The organism is Escherichia sp. SCLE84 (assembly GCF_012584495.1).
Classification (GTDB): domain Bacteria; phylum Pseudomonadota; class Gammaproteobacteria; order Enterobacterales; family Enterobacteriaceae; genus ECMA0423.
In genome coordinates, this window is the sequence record NZ_CP051430.1 from 2,559,249 (window position 1) to 2,578,367 (window position 19,119).

The window sequence follows — 19,119 nt, forward strand, 5'->3', positions numbered from 1 at the left end:
AATCTGGTTTTGTTGTATGGATTGCGTGATTTTTGATCTGGTATAACAGGTATAAAGGTGCACCAAGATAATCAATGAGACAGGGCATCTCGCAATCTATGGCAAACATCACTTCAGTTCTTTCTCATCGGGTGATGAAAACGCACTTCAGTCTGAAAGGAATATGAAAATGAGATCAACAGACACTCTATTTTTTGACTCTGGGTAAAATGGATTGAGTAAGCGTTATAGCTTACGAACATTCAAATCAATTAAACATCAGAAGAGATTTTATACTCAGGTATTTAATCTGGCTCTCTGTTTATTTAAATAATGTGAAAAGAGATTTTTCACAGGAGACCTTATACAAAAAAATATAAAATACAGCTACCGGTTGCCAAAGACACTATAAGCCTGGCAAAAAAAATATTACACAACATAAATGCTAATTGTTTATGCGGGCTTTGTATTGCTTTCTGTATCCTACAAATGAGTGAAATTTATGAAAAAGGCTAAAATACTTTCTGGCGTATTATTACTGTGCTTTTCGTCACCATTAATTTCTCAGGCTGCGACACTGGACGTACGTGGTGGATATCGTAGTGGAAGCCACGCCTATGAGACTCGACTCAAAGTCAGTGAGGGATGGCAAAATGGATGGTGGGCAAGCATGGAAAGTAATACCTGGAATACCATTCATGATAATAAAAAGGAAAATGCCGCACTCAATGATGTTCAGGTTGAAGTTAATTACGCAATTAAACTTGATGATCAATGGACGATGCGCCCGGGAATGTTAACACATTTTAGCAGCAACGGCACACGCTACGGACCCTACGTAAAACTGTCCTGGGACGCGACAAAAGATCTTAATTTTGGCATTCGCTATCGTTACGACTGGAAAGCTTACCGACAACAAGACTTATCCGGTGATATGTCTCGTGATAACGTTCATCGTTGGGATGGATATGTCACTTACCATATTAATAGTGATTTCACCTTCGCATGGCAAACGACGCTATACAGCAAACAGAACGATTATCGCTATGCAAACCATAAGAAATGGGCGACGGAAAATGCATTTGTTCTACAATACCATATGACGCCCGATATTACGCCATACATAGAATATGACTACCTTGACCGTCAGGGTGTTTACAACGGCAGAGATAATTTATCGGAAAACAGTTATCGCATTGGTGTGTCATTTAAACTGTAGTAGACAGGAGACAGTCACAATGAATAAAACAATAACGGCGCTTGCTATCATGATGGCTTCATTTGCCGCAAACGCGTCTGTATTACCTGAAACTCCTGTGCCATTTAAAAGTGGTACCGGAGCAATTGATAACGACACTGTCTACATTGGTTTAGGTAGCGCAGGTACGGCATGGTACAAGCTGGATACACAGGCCAAAGATAAAAAATGGACAGCGTTAGCTGCATTCCCTGGTGGACCAAGAGATCAAGCAACCTCGGCATTTATTGATGGCAATCTGTATGTGTTTGGCGGCATTGGCAAAAATAGCAAGGGCTTGACTCAGGTATTTAATGACGTACACAAATACAACCCCAAAACCAATAGTTGGGTTAAATTGATGTCGCATGCACCGATGGGCATGGCGGGTCATGTGACTTTTGTACACAACGGCAAGGCTTATGTTACTGGCGGTGTTAACCAGAATATATTCAATGGCTATTTTGAAGATCTCAACGAGGCTGGAAAAGATTCAGCAACTATAGACAAGATCAATGCCCATTATTTTGACAAAAAAGCAGAAGATTATTTCTTCAATAAGTTTCTGTTGTCTTTTGATCCCTCAACACAGCAATGGAGTTACGCTGGCGAATCTCCCTGGTACGGAACGGCTGGTGCGGCGCTTGTGAATAAAGGTGATAAAACCTGGCTTATTAATGGCGAAGCCAAACCAGGATTGCGAACGGATGCCGTATTTGAACTTGATTTCACCGGTAATAATTTAAAATGGAATAAGCTTGCTCCCGTCTCATCACCAGATGGCGTCGCTGGCGGTTTTGCGGGGATAAGCAATGATTCTCTTATATTTGCCGGAGGGGCCGGATTCAAAGGTTCACGAGAAAATTACCAGAACGGTAAGAACTATGCGCATGAAGGCCTAAAAAAATCATATAGCACTGATATTCATCTTTGGCATAACGGGAAATGGGATAAATCGGGTGAATTATCGCAAGGTCGGGCCTACGGAGTATCATTGCCCTGGAATAATAGTCTATTGATTATTGGCGGTGAAACTGCAGGCGGCAAAGCGGTGACGGATTCAGTTTTGATCTCTGTGAAGGATAATAAAGTCACAGTACAAAATTAACGCTTCAGGGCCCCGGTAAAGGGGCCCTGCTATCAATTTGTCATTTCAATTACGCGAAATTTATATGAACGCAATAATATCGCCCGATTATTACTATGTTCTTACCGTTGCTGGTCAGTCTAATGCCATGGCGTATGGCGAAGGACTGCCATTACCGGACAGGGAAGATGCGCCTCATCCCAGAATTAAACAATTAGCGAGATTTGCGCATACGCATCCCGGAGGCCCGTCATGTCACTTTAACGACATTATTCCACTGACTCACTGCCCACACGATGTTCAGGATATGCAGGGTTATCACCATCCTCTGGCAACGAATCATCAAACACAGTACGGCACCGTTGGCCAGGCACTGCATATTGCACGGAAATTACTACCCTTTATTCCTGATAATGCAGGGGTTCTCATCGTTCCATGTTGCCGTGGCGGATCGGCTTTTACCGCGGGCAGCGAAGGGACATATTCAGAACGGCACGGAGCCAGCCATGATGCTTGTCGTTGGGGAACGGATACTCCGCTGTACCAGGATTTAGTCAGCAGAACGCGAGCCGCACTGGCAAAAAATCCGCAGAACAAATTCCTCGGCGTATGCTGGATGCAAGGCGAATTTGACTTAATGACCAGTGACTACGCGTCACACCCTCAACACTTTAATCATATGGTCGAAGCCTTTCGTAGGGATCTAAAACAATACCATTCTCAGCTTAATAATATTACTGACGCACCATGGTTTTGCGGCGATACCACCTGGTACTGGAAAGAAAATTTCCCTCATGCGTATGAAGTTATTTATGGCAATTATCAAAATAATGTTTTAGCCAATATTATTTTCGTCGACTTCCAGCAACAAGGTGAAAGAGGACTGACGAACGCGCCTGATGAAGACCCGGACGATTTAAGCACGGGATATTACGGTTCAGCGTACCGGTCACCGGAGAACTGGACGACGGCACTGCGAAGCAGTCATTTCAGCACGGCAGCCCGTCGGGGGATTATTTCTGACAGGTTTGTAGAAGCAATTTTGCAGTTTTGGCGCGAAAGGTGAGCGTTCATTAATTTGATTTATTCGCATCCATCAGCGCTTTTAACTCCTCCGGCGTAAACGGTGGTTTGCGTCGGTGCAACATCGCATGGCAATTAGGGCACACAGGAAGTAAATCATTAACTGGATCCAGCTGGTAATCCTCTTTAATGGCTGAAAGCGGCACCAGGTGATGCATATGGATAAAACCCTCAGCGATATCGCCATAGATCTTCACCAGATCAACGCCGCATACGTTGCACTGGCATCCGTGATGTTCGACTGCTTTCTCGCGAGCTTTTTTATCTCGTTCATAGCGGTTTACCGTCACCTTTATCGCCGCACCTTCAACGTAGGTCCCCTGCGACGGCAACTCATCCGGGAACAGAACATCGGCTATGGGAGCCGCAGCGGCTTTATCCTGATGAATATGAAATCCCTGATCTATAAGTAGCTTGACGCATTTAGATTTTATTCCGCCGGTGAAATCCGCAGGGGTAAATTGCGTCCCCGTCATCAATGTCGCTGCGATGCCAGCAATCGCCTTCGAGGGGTAACGTCGGCCATGATATTCAATCTCATACAACCGTGCAGGCTGGAACTGATGAGTTTCTCCCGCATCCCATAAATGAATAGCTTTGATGATATACCGCCGAGGAAGATGATCGGGGAGTTTATTCATGGAGAATGTCCTTATACGTTCTCAGAACAAGCAGCAAAAAAACAAATGAGATCAAGGTAATATATCTTCACTTGCAGGCTTGAACAGCAGAAAATTTGCGAGCATGATCGCAATTATTTCACTGCCAGGGATATCAATGGCTTCCAGTAAATCGCTACAGCAGGCAATTGCCAACATAAAAATCTGGCACAAGGGTGAACAGCGCGCGCCGCATAAGCCATTGTTATTGCTATACGTATTAGCGGGATACCTGAATGGACATCCACGCCTTTTCGATTATGGATCGGAAATCTACGAACCTCTGCACAGTTTACTGGAACGTTTTGGGCCACAGCGTTCACAGTACCGACCTGATATGCCGTTCTGGCGATTACAAGGCGACGGATTCTGGCAATTACACAATGCCGAGCTTTGCTCAACAGCAGGGAGCAGCCGACAACCGCCAGTGAAGGAACTGAACGAATACCACGTTGCAGGCGGTTTCGATGAACAGCACTACGCCCTGGTAACCGGCAATAAAAAACTCATCAATACTCTGGCGCAACAGATACTCGAAGCGCACTTCACCGAGAGTATTCAGGAAGAAATCGCTGACGAGCTGGGTTTTGATCTCCAGCAAATCCGTAAACAGCGCGACCCTTTATTTCGCAAAAATGTATTACGCGCTTATAACTACCAGTGCGCGATATGTGGCTTTAATATGCGCCACGACGACACCACCGTAGCGTTGGAAGCGGCGCATATAAAATGGAAACAGCAAGGAGGTCCTTGTGAAATTCCTAATGGCCTGGCGCTTTGCGCAATTCACCATAAAGCCTTTGATAAAGGATCGATTGGCCTGGATGAAAATATGCGGGTACTGGTCTCGGATGCGGTTAACGGCGGAGGGATCGTTGAGAGATTATTCTGGGATTTTGACGGGAAAACTATTGCGTTGCCGCAGGTGCGTAGAAATTACCCTTATGAGGGGTTTGTGGAGTGGCATCGGAAAGAGGTTTTTAGGGGGTGAGGTTGATAACAGCATTCACCCTACAACCTTACATTGTATTTAAATTAGAGCTGAGTTAACAGATAGTTGTATATATAACAGGCACTTGTCACAACGATTAACTCAATATAGTTAGAATACCTCATATTAATTAAAAAATAAGTAATGTCACAACAGAGGAAAAGTCACGATGACTCTTGTAGATAGTGTCGAAGCAGGTAGGCTAACGATTAGTGAATTGATTGATGCCCTGGCGAAAGATAAAAATTACACAGCTTCCAGATGGTATCAGCGATACCGTGCATTTACGACTTTGCTACAGCAAACCTCAACTTTTGCTGAGCCTGCAACAGATGGTCTGGTCAAACAGCTTTGGTATGAGCGTGACAACGGCATTGCAAGTATTCGCCAGGGCGTTCCATCCTTAGCAGAATATCAGCAAAGCCTGCCACTGCTTAGAGAACTAACTGAACGAATTCGGCAACAGCCGGATGAAGAAACTTACCAATATGTTGGCAATGCACTTCAACAAGCTAAAGAAAACGGACTTCTCAAGCGTATGTATTGGAGTTTGAGAAATCGCGTCTTTGCCGCGTTCTCGCCAGAAAACTACACCAGTACTGTGGATGAGAATGCTTTTAATAAAGCAGCAGAATTCTTAAATCAGCACTTCCATCTCGGTTTGGTACTGACCGGAAATTGGTTACAGAAAAACTATGAATTGAAACAAGCCATACACGCCCAATCTCCTGATACAGATCCTTATTATGTGAATATGGCCATCTGGCATCTCTATGAATTGCTCCGTGAACGCGATAATGAACAAAAGCAGGAGAAAGTAGCTAGCACTACATCCATAACCCGCAGTGAGCCCATCGAGAACAAGATCATCCTACATTCACCAACTAACGTGATCTTCTTTGGCCCCCCTGGCACTGGCAAGACCTTCAGGTTGCAGCAAAAAATGAAAGAGTACACTTCTCATGCTGTTCCCGCTGATCGTGATGCCTGGCTGGATTCTCGCCTTGAATCGTTGAACTGGATGCAGGTTATAACGCTGGTGCTGCTCGATCTTGGGAAACGAGCGAAAGTTCGCCAAATTATTGAACATATGTGGTTTCAACGTAAGGCATTATTAAACGGTCGTAATGGCAATCTATCGAATACTGCCTGGGCAGCTTTGCAATCCTATACAGTTCCCGAGTCGTTAACCGTTGATTATAAGAATCGGCGTGAGCCTGCCGTATTTAACAAAACAGATAACAGCGAATGGTTTCTAGTTGATTCACAGCTCGAGCAAGTGGAGGATTTGGTAGAGCTCTACGCCGAACTTAAACGTGGCCCTAAATCTGCCGAAGCCATCCAGCGTTTTGCGGTGGTTACGTTCCACCAATCTTACGGCTATGAAGAATTTATTGAAGGTATACGCGCTCGCTCTGACGAGAGTGGCAATATCTCTTATCCCATTGAGCCGGGTATCTTTATGCGCCTTTGCCAACGTGCGAATGCCGATCCAGGACATCGCTACGCCATTTTCATTGATGAGATCAATCGCGGTAACATATCCAAGATCTTTGGTGAACTAATCTCACTCATTGAAGTAGACAAGCGTGCAGGCATGCCCAATGCGATGAGCCTGCAACTGGCTTATAGCGGTGATCACTTCAGCGTACCCGGCAATGTCGATATCATCGGAGCCATGAATACAGCGGACCGTTCTTTAGCTCTGATGGACACGGCTTTGCGCCGTCGCTTTGACTTTGTCGAAATGATGCCTGATCTCTCTTTACTGAGTGAAGCTAAGGTGAAAGGCATAGAGCTCGAGTCGTTGTTAGAGAAACTCAATAGCCGCATCGAGGCTCTTTACGATCGTGAACATACGCTGGGGCATGCGTTCTTTATGCCGGTAAAAAATGCACTCGATGCCGGTGATGAAGAAGCTGCGTTTAAACAATTGAAGATCGCATTCCAGAAAAAGATCATTCCGCTTTTACAGGAATACTTTTTCGATGACTGGAACAAGATCCGGTTGGTGCTGGCAGACAATCAAAAGCAAGACGACAACCTGCAATTCGTGATTGAGAAAACCGACGATCTCGATACGCTTTTTGGTAACAACCATGGTTTACGACGCCATGATCAGCAATCAACAGCTTATGAGCTCAAAGATTTCGATCAAGAGATCTGGAATATTCCACAGGCTTATCGTTCAATTTATCAGCCCCAACAGACTCCCCTTGATGAGCAGGCAGTAAATCATGGGTGAAGTTATCTCCGTTTTTGAATATGACCTCTTGGGGAGTGGAAAAGCGGCTTCAGTTGGCGCAAAACCGGTGCCTCCACAGGTCTTTAATTATTTAGAAGCGCTTAGCCTGGCAAGTAATCAAGGGAGCCAGTTCCTCAAACTCACCTCTCGCTCAGGCTTCAAATTGCTTCAGGTTCAAAACTACGCAGGGATGCTTTCAACACCTCACGGTTTCCAGCTTGAGATACTGCCCAAGGTTGGTAAAAACCTCACAGCGGCTAATGCACGTCAAACATTGCTGACGATGCTAAGCCATCTGCCTGGGTTTCGACATATTCAAACCCAGCAAGCCACTCTTCAGGCTCAGCGTATGCCTTTGCTTGAGATTTTTATTAACCAGTTTTTGCATAGCGTCAGCCAATTGCTTAAACAGGGTTTACGCTCCGACTATGTGAGCAAGCAAGGTAATCTGGCTTTTATGAAGGGCAAGCTGATGCTTTCTGCACAGCTGCGACATAACGCGCTGAATCGCCATAAGTTTTTTGTCGATTATGATGACTACATGCCTGATTGTGCAGCCAATCGGCTCTTACACTCCGCGCTAGATAAGCTTCTTAGTCTAAAGCTGTCATCAGAGAATCAACGCTGGCTTTACGAACTGCGCTTTGCGTTTGACGGTATTCCACTTAGCCGGGATATTGAACGTGATATAAACAACTTACGCCTCGAGCGTGGTATGGCTCATTACAACGAGCCAATGGCATGGGCGCAATTGATCCTGAGGGGAATGAGCCCGAGTGCTTTGCAGGGAAACACCAAAGCGATATCACTTTTGTTCCCTATGGAAGCGGTATTTGAATCCTTTGTGGCACAGACCCTACCCGACGAGTTACCACCTCACCTCAAAGTTTTACCTCAAGCAGCAACTTATTCTTTGGTAAAGCATGGACTTAAAGATTGCTTTAAGCTTCGCCCCGACTTGCTGATTCAATCACACAAACCAGTTCAAACCGAAATGGTGATGGATACAAAATGGAAGCTGGTGAATAGCAGCCAGCAGACAAAATCACTCTATGGACTGGCACAAGCTGACTTCTATCAAATGTTTGCCTACGGACAAAAATATCTTGGTGGGAATGGCGAAATGTATCTGATTTACCCTGCGCATGATGACTTTAGCCAACCTATAGCGCAGCATTTTGCTTTCTCGGAGACTTTAAAATTATGGGTTGTGCCATACCGGATAATGGCAAAACGCGGTGAGAGGATGATGTGGCCGAATGACGTGTCCTGTACAATGAGCCCCAAACTGGATCGGATGGCTGCTTCAGTATCCTATAGTGGAGGCATGAGATGACCCATGAATACCTGCGACAAAGCCTGGAACAACTAATAACTCAGCAAACAGCAACTCCCAGAAGCGCCGCCGTTGTATTTAATGAGAACCAAACCCTCTGGCAAACACTTGGCTTTAGCCAGTCTCAAGTTTCGCTATGGCTTGCCTCATTGCCTCAAAGTAATCATCTAAAAGGGCCCACAACGGCAACGTACCAGGTTATACCTGATATCGCGGCACATTTGGTATCATTGTTGCATCAAGCTGGTGGGCGCATGCCCCTTGCACAAGTACTGAAAAAGCTCCCTGCTGGTATTACGACCAGTGAACAGCAGATACGCAAACTGGCACAGAAGCACGCGCAGATAGAGATTAAAGGCCCCTTGCTGGTACTGATAAATTAGCCGGCATTTGTAGTAACCATTGGCTGTATTAAAGGATTTTAGAAAACATCATGGCAAAAGAAGCAAAAAAACAAGACCCGCAACAGCAGCTAGAAGCACTGTTCAATAAACTGGTCAAACAGCACTCCGAGTTTACTCAGCCATTGGTCGAATTACCCGAGCATGAATTCGCCAAGGCTGGTCTCATTCAAGGCCTGGTTGAAGGCAACTTAACGCCACCAGTCATGTTGATTGCGCTGACAGAAGGCCATTGGGAATACGCCGCTGACACTGCAAAGTTTGATGATTTAGCCTATCAGCTGTTAAGTGATATCGAAGGTGACTGGCCAGTATATGCCGTTGTGGACGATGGCTTGAACCAACGTATTTTGGCCTTGTTCGGTGCCGATGGATCTGACGGTACCCACGGTGCAGATACCCTGCCTGGTCTGGAAGAATTACGTAGCTTTGATCGCATGGAGCGTGATCCAACCTTTCGCTGGTCGATGCGTGTTTATACACGCTTAATGCAGCGATTTGATGCCTTCCATGAAAATGTTTATCGCGTTACCAAAGACAAGGTAAACGACAAGAACGACATTATTGAAGAAGTAGCTAAGCTTCTGTTTTTAGAAACTTTCCGCCTGCATCACGATGAAGACCTTACCTTTAAAGATGATGAGGGAAATACCCTGCGTTTTCGTGATGTCTTTGATTGGCAATATGTGGAGAGCCACGGCGATAAAGCCGTTGCCCAAATCAAAGCCGCCTTTGAGGAATTTAAAAGCCACGAAAACTACGTTGTGATCTCAGATGATGGCTCACGTAACCCCATCTTTAGTAAAGAAACACACCTGCGACTGTCTGTTGCGAAAAACTATCAGGATTTGCTGGAAGCAATACAAAACCTGGGTCCGGTAAAAACCAACGACGGTAAAATCGCGAAAGAACACGGCACGTTGGCTGATGTGTCAGGAGATTTACTAGGCAGAGTGTTTGATGTATTCCTACGCGCTAACTTTGAATCCAAAGGTGGCCTTGGCGTTTATTTAACACCAAACCCAGTAAAACAGGCCATGCTAGAAATTGCTATGCACGACATCGACGATGACGATGAAATGCGATCGCGCTTAGCCAATGGCGATTTTCGTTTCTGCGACCCCACCTGTGGCTCCTTTGGTTTTGGCTCGGTGGCGTTAAGCCAGATTGATAAATGGATCGATTTTAAGCTGGTGCTGGCCGACGATAAAAAAGAATCATTGAAACAAAAATTACGCGACTGTGCATTTACCGGTGCCGATGCTGCACCACGCATGGTAATGCTGGCCCGCGTGAATATGGCATTGCAAGGTGCCCCCAAAGCGCAGATTTTTTATACCGACAACTCACTCACTACTAACGCTCTGAAGCCGAATAGCTTTGACCTGATTTGCACCAACCCGCCGTTCGGTACGCCTAAATTTGATAAAGGCAAAAATGGTCAAAACTCAAAAGCCAATTACGAAGCCAATATGGAGCAAGTGCTCGGTGGTTTTCGTCCGACCAAAAAAGTCGTTGATAGCTACAACGCCTGGTATGACCACGTGAAAATGAAGTGGCAGGATATCGGTGATTTAGAGCTGGATGAAAACGGCGAGCCTAAATGGGCGGGCTACCGTACCGATTTGCGCAGAACGGGCGGGACTGATAAAAAGCCGTTTTACAGCCTGCAGCCTACAACCGCAGGGCTCGCGCTGGGCAGCAAGCCCGATAGCAAGGGCAACTGGCAACCGGTAGGTGCCACTATTGACCCAGCAGTACTTTTTATCGACCGCTGCCTGCAACTGCTTAAACCCGGTGGCCGCCTGTTAATAGTGCTGCCTGATGGTATTTTATGTAACTCCGGCGACCGTTATGTCCGTGAGTACATTATGGGGAAAAAAGACGAAAAAACCGGCGAGTTTGTTGGCGGTAAAGCTATTGTAAAAGCAGTAATTTCATTGCCGAGCGACTGTTTTAAACTCTCCGGTACGGGGGCCAAAACCTCGATTTTGTATTTACAAAAACGCCATGCTAACCCCAACCAGCCAGAGCAATTTTTGCCCGAGCCACAAACCGACGTGTTTATGGCAGTGGCTGAAACATTGGGTTATGTGGTGAAAAACAATATCGAAGACTATAACGCCGGTGTCGCAAACGATCTGGATAAGATTGTATCGGCTTATAAGCGGGGTGAGTGATGGCAACTATTTTTAAAAGAACACCCGAACAATTGTCTGAAAGGCGGATTGATCCTTGGCACTATCAACCGCGATTTGAAAGACAAATTAATAAGATAAAAGACAACCTAGGTGCTTTGCCCCTAGAAGCGGTAATTGATTCAAAGCGCGGGGTGGCTAGTGGCGCAACACCTTTAGGAGCAAATTATTTAGAAAAAGGCCGTGTTAAGTTTTATCGCACTTCTGAAGTTGAAGAAATGTTCTTGCAAGCTGAAGAAGCTGTTTTTATTAACGATGAAGATGATGAAAAATTAAAGCGCAGCCGATTAGTGGATGGCGACGTTTTACTTACGATTACTGGTGCAAAATTTGGTAAATCGGCTGTTGTGTCAGCTAAACATCTACCGGCCAACATTAGTCAGCACTCAGTCAGATTCAAGCCCGATCCCAAAAAAGTTGACGCCTATTTCTTGGTGGCATATTTGAATAGCAAAACCGGACAAGTAGCGATCTGGAAGGAAGCATATGGCGCAACTCGCCCTGCAATTGACTTCCCAAGTGTCCGCTCGCTAGCGGTTCCTAAAGTTTTACCTCTAGCCCAAAAATACATCGGGGATAAAGTTCGCCAAGCCGAGCAGTTACGCGCTTGGGCGAAACGACTTGAAGGAATGGCTGATAGAAAAATTAAAGATTTATTTCACTTCAACCTTGTTGATTCATTAACATTGAAACCTAGAAGAATGAAACAACAGGTATTATCAGCAGTGTCTTTAGCTCCTGAGTTTGCACGTGCGGCCGATAGTCAAATGACCTTTAGGAATTCATCAAAACTATCTAATTTCATTAGTAAATGCAAATGTGGCGACCCTATTAAATCGGAAGACAGAGTACCCGGACCATATTTTTACTATGGCGCATCAGGTCCAATAGATACTCATACCGAATTCAATTTCAACGGTAAATATCTGATTATTGCGCAAGATGGCTCTATTGGCTGTGCAAATGTAGCTGATGGAAAGTTTTGGGCAAACAACCATGTTTGGGTTTTAAAGGTAAAAGATGAATATGATATTGAGTCTATTTGTAGGTTCCTGGATAAACACTTTCCGTGTTGGAAAGGTGTGACTACTGGCAGCGTTGTACCAAAAGTGACTTCAGAAAACCTGTTAAATATTCTGATTCCGATTGACATAGCGAAGAATAGAGAAATAGGAAGTAAGCTGAGACTAGCCGTTACTACGGCAGCATATGCAAAAAAGTTAACAGCATCTGCCAAAACTCTAGTTGAGTCATTAATCGAAGGCCAACTGACTGAGCAACAACTAATCCAGGCCCAACAAGCCCTGGAAGATGGCGACAGCAGCTTTGATCAAGCGATTTTAAGCAAACTGAGCGCTGAGGGTTATGCCATTGAAGGTGCCACACCGCTATTTAGCGATGTGGATGAGTTATACAGTTTGCTGGAAGAGGCGGCGCAAGCGGAGGCTGAAGAGTAAAGATGGAGACAAGGGGCACGGACAGCAGTACAACCAGGCAATATAACGACCCCGTAAATAGCGAAGCGGCACTTAACCTCTGCCTGCAGCTTTGGCAACAAGGTGGTTTGAACGCCAACAAAGCAGCATTGTTATTGGCGGCTGTGCCTGCCCTTAGGTCACTGCTACAACCAATAATACAGCCGAAAAAGAACGACGCTGAAACGGATATCGTTAGCGCCTTTAGCCTCACTGCACCATTGCTTGATGCCTTTAACGATTTAAGCCAGTCAGGTGAATGGCAATTAGCGTTGTTGGGCTTAAACCCAGATGTTCGCCAACATTGGATCAATTTAGCCGCCGCTCGCTGCCAGGAAGCAGGCACGATGAGTGACACAATGGTATTGGTTAAACTCATTCAGCAACTGGGCAATGCCAGTGAATGGGTCTTAGCCCAGCTGGAAAGCACTGCCACCACGCCGCAAATCATTGCCGGCCCTCTGGCACAAACCGAACGCGATTTGCTCGGTCATAGCCTAAACGACAATGCTGCCATTCCCGCGCTATGTCGTATTTTGCGCACCAGCTATACCTTGTTTACCGTGAGCGAACAAAATGAACCACCGGCACCTATACAAGCGGTGGATGTCACCGCAAAACAACTGACAAATAACTGGTGTAGTGGGCGGTTGTTAGCACTCCCTAATACCTTGCTTGATGAACATAACCTTAAACCCAATGCCGATTGGTTATTGGTGTCCCGCTCGGGTCATGACAACATGCCGCTTACCGAGCTATTCGCCCAACAGCCCTGGTTATTTTTACTCAGTCTAATTATCTTTGTGCAAGATGCCTGGGCTGCCGAGCAACGTGGCGGTTTGTTGCTCACCTTACCTGCCGGGCAAAATGCCTTTGCCCCCGGTCAAATAAATGTGGCGGTACAGGGCATTGAAGGTGATGAGGTGAGTCTGGGTAGTTTGGCCGAGTTTCTTGTGCTTCTGCTCGGTGAGCTCAATATACCCCTCTACCCGGCACTCGATGCGAACACGGAAAGCATCAACCGCCTAAACCGCGTCCTGAGCTCATTCATTGCCGAATTGTTGGCAAAAAAAATCTGGCAATTTACCGAGGCGGGTCGTGGAGAGGCCGGCCAATATCGAATTCATACAAGCTTCAGCGATGCCTGTTATAGCCTGCCGTTAGCACCACTATTTGGCTACAAAAGCCAAACGTTACAACGGACCATTAAGCAACTGGCGCAAAACTGCTATGCCAATAAAAAACGCGCCGCCAATAGAATAAACCTTCAAGGATCGTCGTTATGAGTTTTGAATTAAACGAACAGATGGTTGATAGCCTGGCAAAACAACATCGCTGGGCGGCGACGGGCGTATCAGATTATCCACCTCGCGACCCGTTAGTGGGCCAGAGCCGCTTTTTTAAACGCTTTCAAACCTTTTTGCATACGGTGGATCACGACGATGATCGCTTTGCCCATGTGTTTGCCGTCGAAGCCGAATGGGGTCGGGGTAAATCACGTTTAGGCCATGAATTGGTCGCACAAATTAACGACTGTTCAAGGGGCTGGTTTGTCCGCGACGAACAAGGCCAACTGCACGATAAGCAGCTGTTTAATCGCGACACGCAAGACAAATACCTGGCGCTCTACATTCGCTACTCGCAAGTGGCATCAGATTATCAAAACTCGGATAACTGGTTTGCTTTTGGTTTATATCAGGCGCTATTACCACTGGCCACCCAAACCTTTGATGGATCGATTCAAAGTGAAATTGCCAAACAAGCCTATGAACGCTTAATGCCATTTGGCTTTAAATCTGAACTGTTAGCAGATGCCTTACAGCTGAACGCCAACCACAGCGAAGAAGACCTCTATACTGACCAAACGCTGGTAGTCAGTTTGGTGCAAGCCGCCTATAAAGTATTAAAGAGCTTTGGCGTGCAGTATATGTTGGTGGTGCTGGATGAGCTGGAAACCGTTGCAGAAGCCGCCACCTTTGGCTTGGAAGATGAACAAAATAAACGCCTCGATGGCCAGGCCATTCGCCTGATTGGTAAAGCAATTAAAGAGGAAGACCCTCGCCGTAAACTTCCATGGTTGCGCTATGTAGCGCTGTGTTCACCACTGCTTGGCCAGCAATTGCGCGAAATTCAATCGGTCGCACGCCGCTTTGAGTTAGTGGAACTTGAGCATAATGCCTTTGCCGATGTATCAGACTATGTGGCAAGCCTCTTAAAAGACGGCAAGCTGGGTTTTAATTACCCTGCTGGTTTAGTGGAAGCTGCATACGCCATGAGTGGTGCCAACTTCGGTTGGTTTAACGTGGTCATGGCTAATGTGGATGCAGTGCTGAGCCAATACCAACAAGCAGGCCGCAGTATCAAGGATGTGGGCGATTTATTTGAAGCTGTGCTGGCAGGCTCTGGCCGCGTAGCCAGGCATGTGCTGGATAAAGGCGCGATAGAAGGCATTCAAACTCGCGACCAGGCACTATTGACCGAATGTCGTAGTTTGCTCTACGGCCAATTACCCGTGCGCTTAGCTGAAATGGCCTATGCCACAGAATTGCTGGCGCTGAAAAACGAAGATCTGGAACCCATAGCCGCTCATTACCGCAAACTGAGCATTGACCGCCTACAGTGCCGACAAGCCCTGGAGCAAGCCAAATTCCGCCGCGATAAAGATGAATGGTACTACCCTGCAGTAGATCAAGCGCTGAACTTAGATACTTTGCTGGATAACCTGCGTACTTTTTCAATTAAAGAACAAGCCGCAAGCGGCGATAAAGGCGCGGTATTACTACCTCTGTCAAAAGGTGAGTTTAAATACTTACTCAGCTTGCTGTATGACCACCCAGCGATTGAATTCGCTGCCGATGCCTTATGGCACAAGCTAGTGGGTGAAACTACCGAACTGGACGCCAGCGAAGCAACGCATATTGGCCCCAGTGTGGCGATGTTACTGCGCCTGGATTTGCGCTATCGCAGTGCCCAGCAAAACTCACTGATTTTTAAAGATCCCGCCATGGGCGACGCTCATGAACAGGCAATGAGTGAACTTAGCAAACAAAGTAGCCAGAAGCCGCTCATCAAGGCATTAGCCCGTGTAACGGGCTTTGTGAGATTACTTGATAACAACTGGACCTATGATGAAAACTTGCTGAGTAATAAAGCGGGCAGCGACGATGCACCTTTGGCCATTTTAACCGAGCCCCGTGGCCGCCAGGGTGGTTTACTTACCCTGGATGGATTTAAGCTTCACCCAGAAGGTAAAGCCTTGTTTGCCTGGGTCAGCAACCTAATTGAGCTGAACAATCTTCACACCTTTGCGGCAAACCACAGCCACCAAAATGGTCGCACGCCAGTATTAGCGTTAACTGCTTCTGCACATCTCATGGAGCAATACAGCCGACTGGATGAAAGAAATGAGTTGCGTGATGCGATACTGCTGCATTATGTCAACCCAAGCGAAGCAGACCAGTTAGAGCGTATTGGCTTAAGTTTGGCAGCATGTCAGTTGCACGGCGTGAATTTAACTGCCGACAGCTTTACCGCGAAATTCAAAAACAAGCTGCATGCCTTGACAACCTTTGCCACGGACGCCATTCACAAGTGGCGCCAGCGTTTGCAGCAGCGCGGTTTAATTGCCTGGCCGTTAAAGGTAGATGGTAAATTATCATCGAATGACCGAGACCTGTTGTTTAAAGGCTGGTATCAGCTGGCCATTGCTCACCCTGAGTTAAATGGCATTCTCGATTTACAGCAGCAACACGGCGTGCCAGTGAATGAGCTGAGCAGCTTGTTGGATAAACTTAAGGTGCCGGGCAGCTATATTGCCAAAGGCTACACGGCCGATGAACATGCCGGGCTATTTACTGAACTTAATAATGTGCAGCGAAGCCAGGCGCAGATCCCATTATTTTTAGCCCGTATTGCTCACCCTAATAAAAAGCATAAGTGGCAATTCGAAGGGTTTAAGCAACAGTTTTATTTCGCCTATGTGGCTGAAACGAGTGTTACCGCCAAAGGCGTGTTTAATGACTGGATGTGGTGGTGTGGAGAGCTGAACTTACTCACTTTAACCAATCCAACAGAAAAACAGGCAATTTGGGAGCACTACCCGCGCTCCCGCTTAGAAAATGCCATTAGAGAAGCGCAAAACTGGTTCCGCGGTAACGATATGGGCAGCTATGCAGCCAATGTGGGAGTCATGAGCCGCGTGTATGGTTATGCACGCATTAATGAAATGTTCGCGCCTCTGGGTAAAAATAAGCTGGGTTTCGTCACCGTGGAAGCTAAAGAGCAGCTGGAAAAAGCACAATCGCTATTTAACGTGCTCAAACAGCAAGAAGAACAACTGGCTGATATGGTCGAGGCCAACGACACGAAAGTATTGGCAGGGCTTATCCACAAACGCGCTGAAGTGCTGGAGCTGGTAGCAAAGGTTAAACCGCTTAATAGTTCCAGGCCTATGCTAAAAGATGCCCATATTCTCAGCTTAGAAGACAAAACGACCTCGCTTTATCAACGGATTGAACAGGCCTGTTTATTTGCCGAGTTTGTTGAGTGCAGCGCTGAGCGTATCAACAACCGACTCGTTGATTTAATCATAGATGTTGAAACAGAGTGTGCCCCGCTGACGAATTTTCCGAAACGTCTGTACACCAACACGCTGCGCACCATAGGTCATATTTTAGATGGAGCGTTAAAAGACGATACCAGCAGTGCCACTGGCCGAAAAGAGCAGCAAGCAGATAGCGATACCTTACTGCATTACCTGCGTAAACTCGATTTAGGTAGAGCGCATGACAAGCTTTCAGCCTTAGCGCAAGAAGTGGGTTTAAACCTGCACAATGATCAACAGTTGCCGATAGCGGAGATTCAGGGGCATATTTTGTCCAGCTACCGCAACTGCAAAGAACGATTTAGTAAGCTGGTTAATAACCTCACAGAGCAAAAACTACGTGCACAACAACTGCAAGAATGGCTTAGTAGCGCCACGGCTGAGTATCAGTTCGCCGATGACATTGCAGAGCTACCAAAACTGGTAATGAAATTACAGCTCATTGAAGATGCTATTGCCGATCTCCCCAGTGATGCAGAGAGCAAGCGTCAAAGTATGCAAAACAGTTTGCGCAATGGGCAGTTTTCATCGTTACGGGATTTACCAGAAGAGCTTTTAAAACCGGCACGCGGTCAACTTACACCGATTCAAGGCCAGCTACTTAAAATTGAAGAGCGTCTAAACCAAGTAAGACGCAACTCCATCGCACAGGTAAACAGCTGGCTGCCGTTATTAAAACCGCTATTGGCTTCTCAAAAGCAAGCGGAACCAGCAGCGTTGACTCTGGAGGATGTGAGCAATTTGGGTGTCAGAGAACTTCAACAGGTGTGTGAAAGCACCCAGGCCAAATGGCAGAGTCAAGGTGAGCAAATATTAAATGATACAGGCTTAACACTGGCGGATTGGCAACCGATTTATAAGGCTTTGAGCCAAAATCAGGAACCCGTGTTAACACCTGAGCAACAGAAAGGACTTGTAGACAAAGGCATTGTAAAAATGCGCCTTACCTTTGCCACTGGTTTGTAGAGGTGACGCGATGAGTCGTTATTTATCTGCGGCACTGGCCAGTAATCGTAAAGGCCGTTTTTTGCAAACTGTTGCGGGGGCTACCCCCTTAATGAAGGATTGGATTAGCTCGCCGCCAGCCAGCGGTTTGTTAATAGTGCAAGCAGAAGAGTTGACTGACGCTAATACTATGCAGCACCTGTATCACTGGGCTATGCAGGCAGGTTGTGCCGCTTTGGTAATAAACCTGAAAGCAGAACAATTTACCTTATTAGCGCAATTGCCCTATCCACTGGATTGGCAGTTAGTACCAGCGAGCTTGAGGGGGCAGGAACCGGGGCTAACCGCTTTGCTAGCCAGTGAAACAGACCAGGCTATTGCTGGCTTTACTGGCAGCGCAGATCGCTACCAGCACCAGGCCGGTGATGTAGTGCATACCCGCTACATACGAAAACACAGCAACAGTGGGCTATTAGCCTTTACCACGTTACCTTTGTGGTCGCTGACTTTACTCGATCATAGTGAGCTCCTGGTGAGCTGGTTGAATTGGTTTGTGGACCATGCAGGCATTGCTGAACGAATAATCGAACCTAAAGCGCCATCAACTGACTACACGCCAGATAAGCACGATCTGGTTGTATTGCTATTACTCTACGCTGGCGGTGGCATGAACTTACAAGCGTTGTCTGAGCATAATGCGGTTAAGCTGATGTTTGATGTTAATAGCCTTGATATTGTCAAGCGGGGTGAGATGTTGCGGCAGCACGATTTTATCGACGACGCGGGCATAACAGCTACCGGTAAAACATGCCTACAAGCCTCGCAATATTGGGCTTATGCCCCATTACTTGGCGAGCAGCTACACACAGGAACGCTATAA

Annotated in this window: 13 protein-coding genes; 12 read left to right on the plus strand and 1 reads right to left on the minus strand. The window is 46.4% G+C overall.

Going from position 1 to position 19,119, the window contains the following annotated elements; translation table 11 throughout:
• Positions 1-481: 481 nt before the first annotated feature.
• The 3 genes from nanC to HGD79_RS12555 all read left to right on the plus strand — a co-directional run bounded on the left by nanC (position 482) and on the right by HGD79_RS12555 (position 3,369).
• The gene (nanC, locus tag HGD79_RS12545) at positions 482-1,198 is read left to right on the plus strand and encodes an N-acetylneuraminic acid outer membrane channel NanC (RefSeq protein WP_001585304.1); all 717 of its coding nucleotides are present in this window, start codon (positions 482-484) and stop codon (positions 1,196-1,198) included.
• Between the two features lie 19 nt (positions 1,199-1,217).
• Positions 1,218-2,324: an N-acetylneuraminate epimerase gene (gene nanM / locus HGD79_RS12550; protein WP_001298927.1), complete on the plus strand. Its 1,107-nt coding sequence runs from the start codon at positions 1,218-1,220 to the stop codon at positions 2,322-2,324.
• 64 nt (positions 2,325-2,388) lie between these two features.
• Complete coding sequence (locus HGD79_RS12555) at positions 2,389-3,369, plus strand: sialate O-acetylesterase (RefSeq protein ID WP_001585302.1); 981 nt, start codon at positions 2,389-2,391, stop codon at positions 3,367-3,369.
• Positions 3,370-3,376: 7 nt separating this feature from the next.
• Here HGD79_RS12555 and HGD79_RS12560 read toward each other — a convergent pair whose 3' ends face one another.
• Positions 3,377-4,027 (minus strand): HNH endonuclease, encoded by a 651-nt coding sequence (locus tag HGD79_RS12560; protein WP_001037977.1) that lies wholly within the window; start codon positions 4,025-4,027, stop codon positions 3,377-3,379.
• Between the two features lie 136 nt (positions 4,028-4,163).
• Here HGD79_RS12560 and HGD79_RS12565 point away from each other — a divergent pair, with 136 nt between their 5' ends.
• The 9 genes from HGD79_RS12565 (at position 4,164) to HGD79_RS12605 (ending at position 19,119) form a co-directional block, all read left to right on the plus strand.
• Complete coding sequence (locus tag HGD79_RS12565) at positions 4,164-5,036, plus strand: phosphorothioated DNA-binding restriction endonuclease (RefSeq protein ID WP_000168569.1); 873 nt, start codon at positions 4,164-4,166, stop codon at positions 5,034-5,036.
• Between the two features lie 169 nt (positions 5,037-5,205).
• The gene (locus HGD79_RS12570; RefSeq protein ID WP_000177023.1) at positions 5,206-7,281 is read left to right on the plus strand and encodes an AAA family ATPase; all 2,076 of its coding nucleotides are present in this window, start codon (positions 5,206-5,208) and stop codon (positions 7,279-7,281) included.
• Complete coding sequence (locus HGD79_RS12575) at positions 7,274-8,617, plus strand: McrC family protein (protein ID WP_000504876.1); 1,344 nt, start codon at positions 7,274-7,276, stop codon at positions 8,615-8,617. Before HGD79_RS12570 ends, HGD79_RS12575 begins: the two co-directional genes overlap by 8 nt.
• Positions 8,614-9,000 carry a hypothetical protein gene (locus HGD79_RS12580; RefSeq protein ID WP_139496513.1) on the plus strand — a complete coding sequence of 129 codons (387 nt, stop codon included), beginning with the start codon at positions 8,614-8,616 and terminating at the stop codon, positions 8,998-9,000. The genes HGD79_RS12575 and HGD79_RS12580 overlap by 4 nt, the downstream gene beginning before the upstream one ends.
• Before the next feature lie 50 nt (positions 9,001-9,050).
• On the plus strand, positions 9,051-11,198 hold the full coding sequence (locus HGD79_RS12585; RefSeq protein ID WP_001040180.1) for an N-6 DNA methylase: 2,148 nt from the start codon (positions 9,051-9,053) through the stop codon (positions 11,196-11,198).
• The gene (locus HGD79_RS12590; RefSeq protein WP_000190890.1) at positions 11,198-12,673 is read left to right on the plus strand and encodes a restriction endonuclease subunit S; all 1,476 of its coding nucleotides are present in this window, start codon (positions 11,198-11,200) and stop codon (positions 12,671-12,673) included. Before HGD79_RS12585 ends, HGD79_RS12590 begins: the two co-directional genes overlap by 1 nt.
• A gap of 2 nt (positions 12,674-12,675) precedes the next feature.
• Positions 12,676-13,977, plus strand: a complete 1,302-nt coding sequence (locus HGD79_RS12595) for a hypothetical protein (protein ID WP_000450024.1) — start codon at positions 12,676-12,678, stop codon at positions 13,975-13,977.
• Complete coding sequence (locus HGD79_RS12600) at positions 13,974-18,260, plus strand: hypothetical protein (protein WP_168848410.1); 4,287 nt, start codon at positions 13,974-13,976, stop codon at positions 18,258-18,260. The genes HGD79_RS12595 and HGD79_RS12600 overlap by 4 nt, the downstream gene beginning before the upstream one ends.
• Positions 18,261-18,270: 10 nt before the next feature.
• Positions 18,271-19,119 (plus strand): hypothetical protein, encoded by an 849-nt coding sequence (locus HGD79_RS12605; protein ID WP_000092642.1) that lies wholly within the window; start codon positions 18,271-18,273, stop codon positions 19,117-19,119.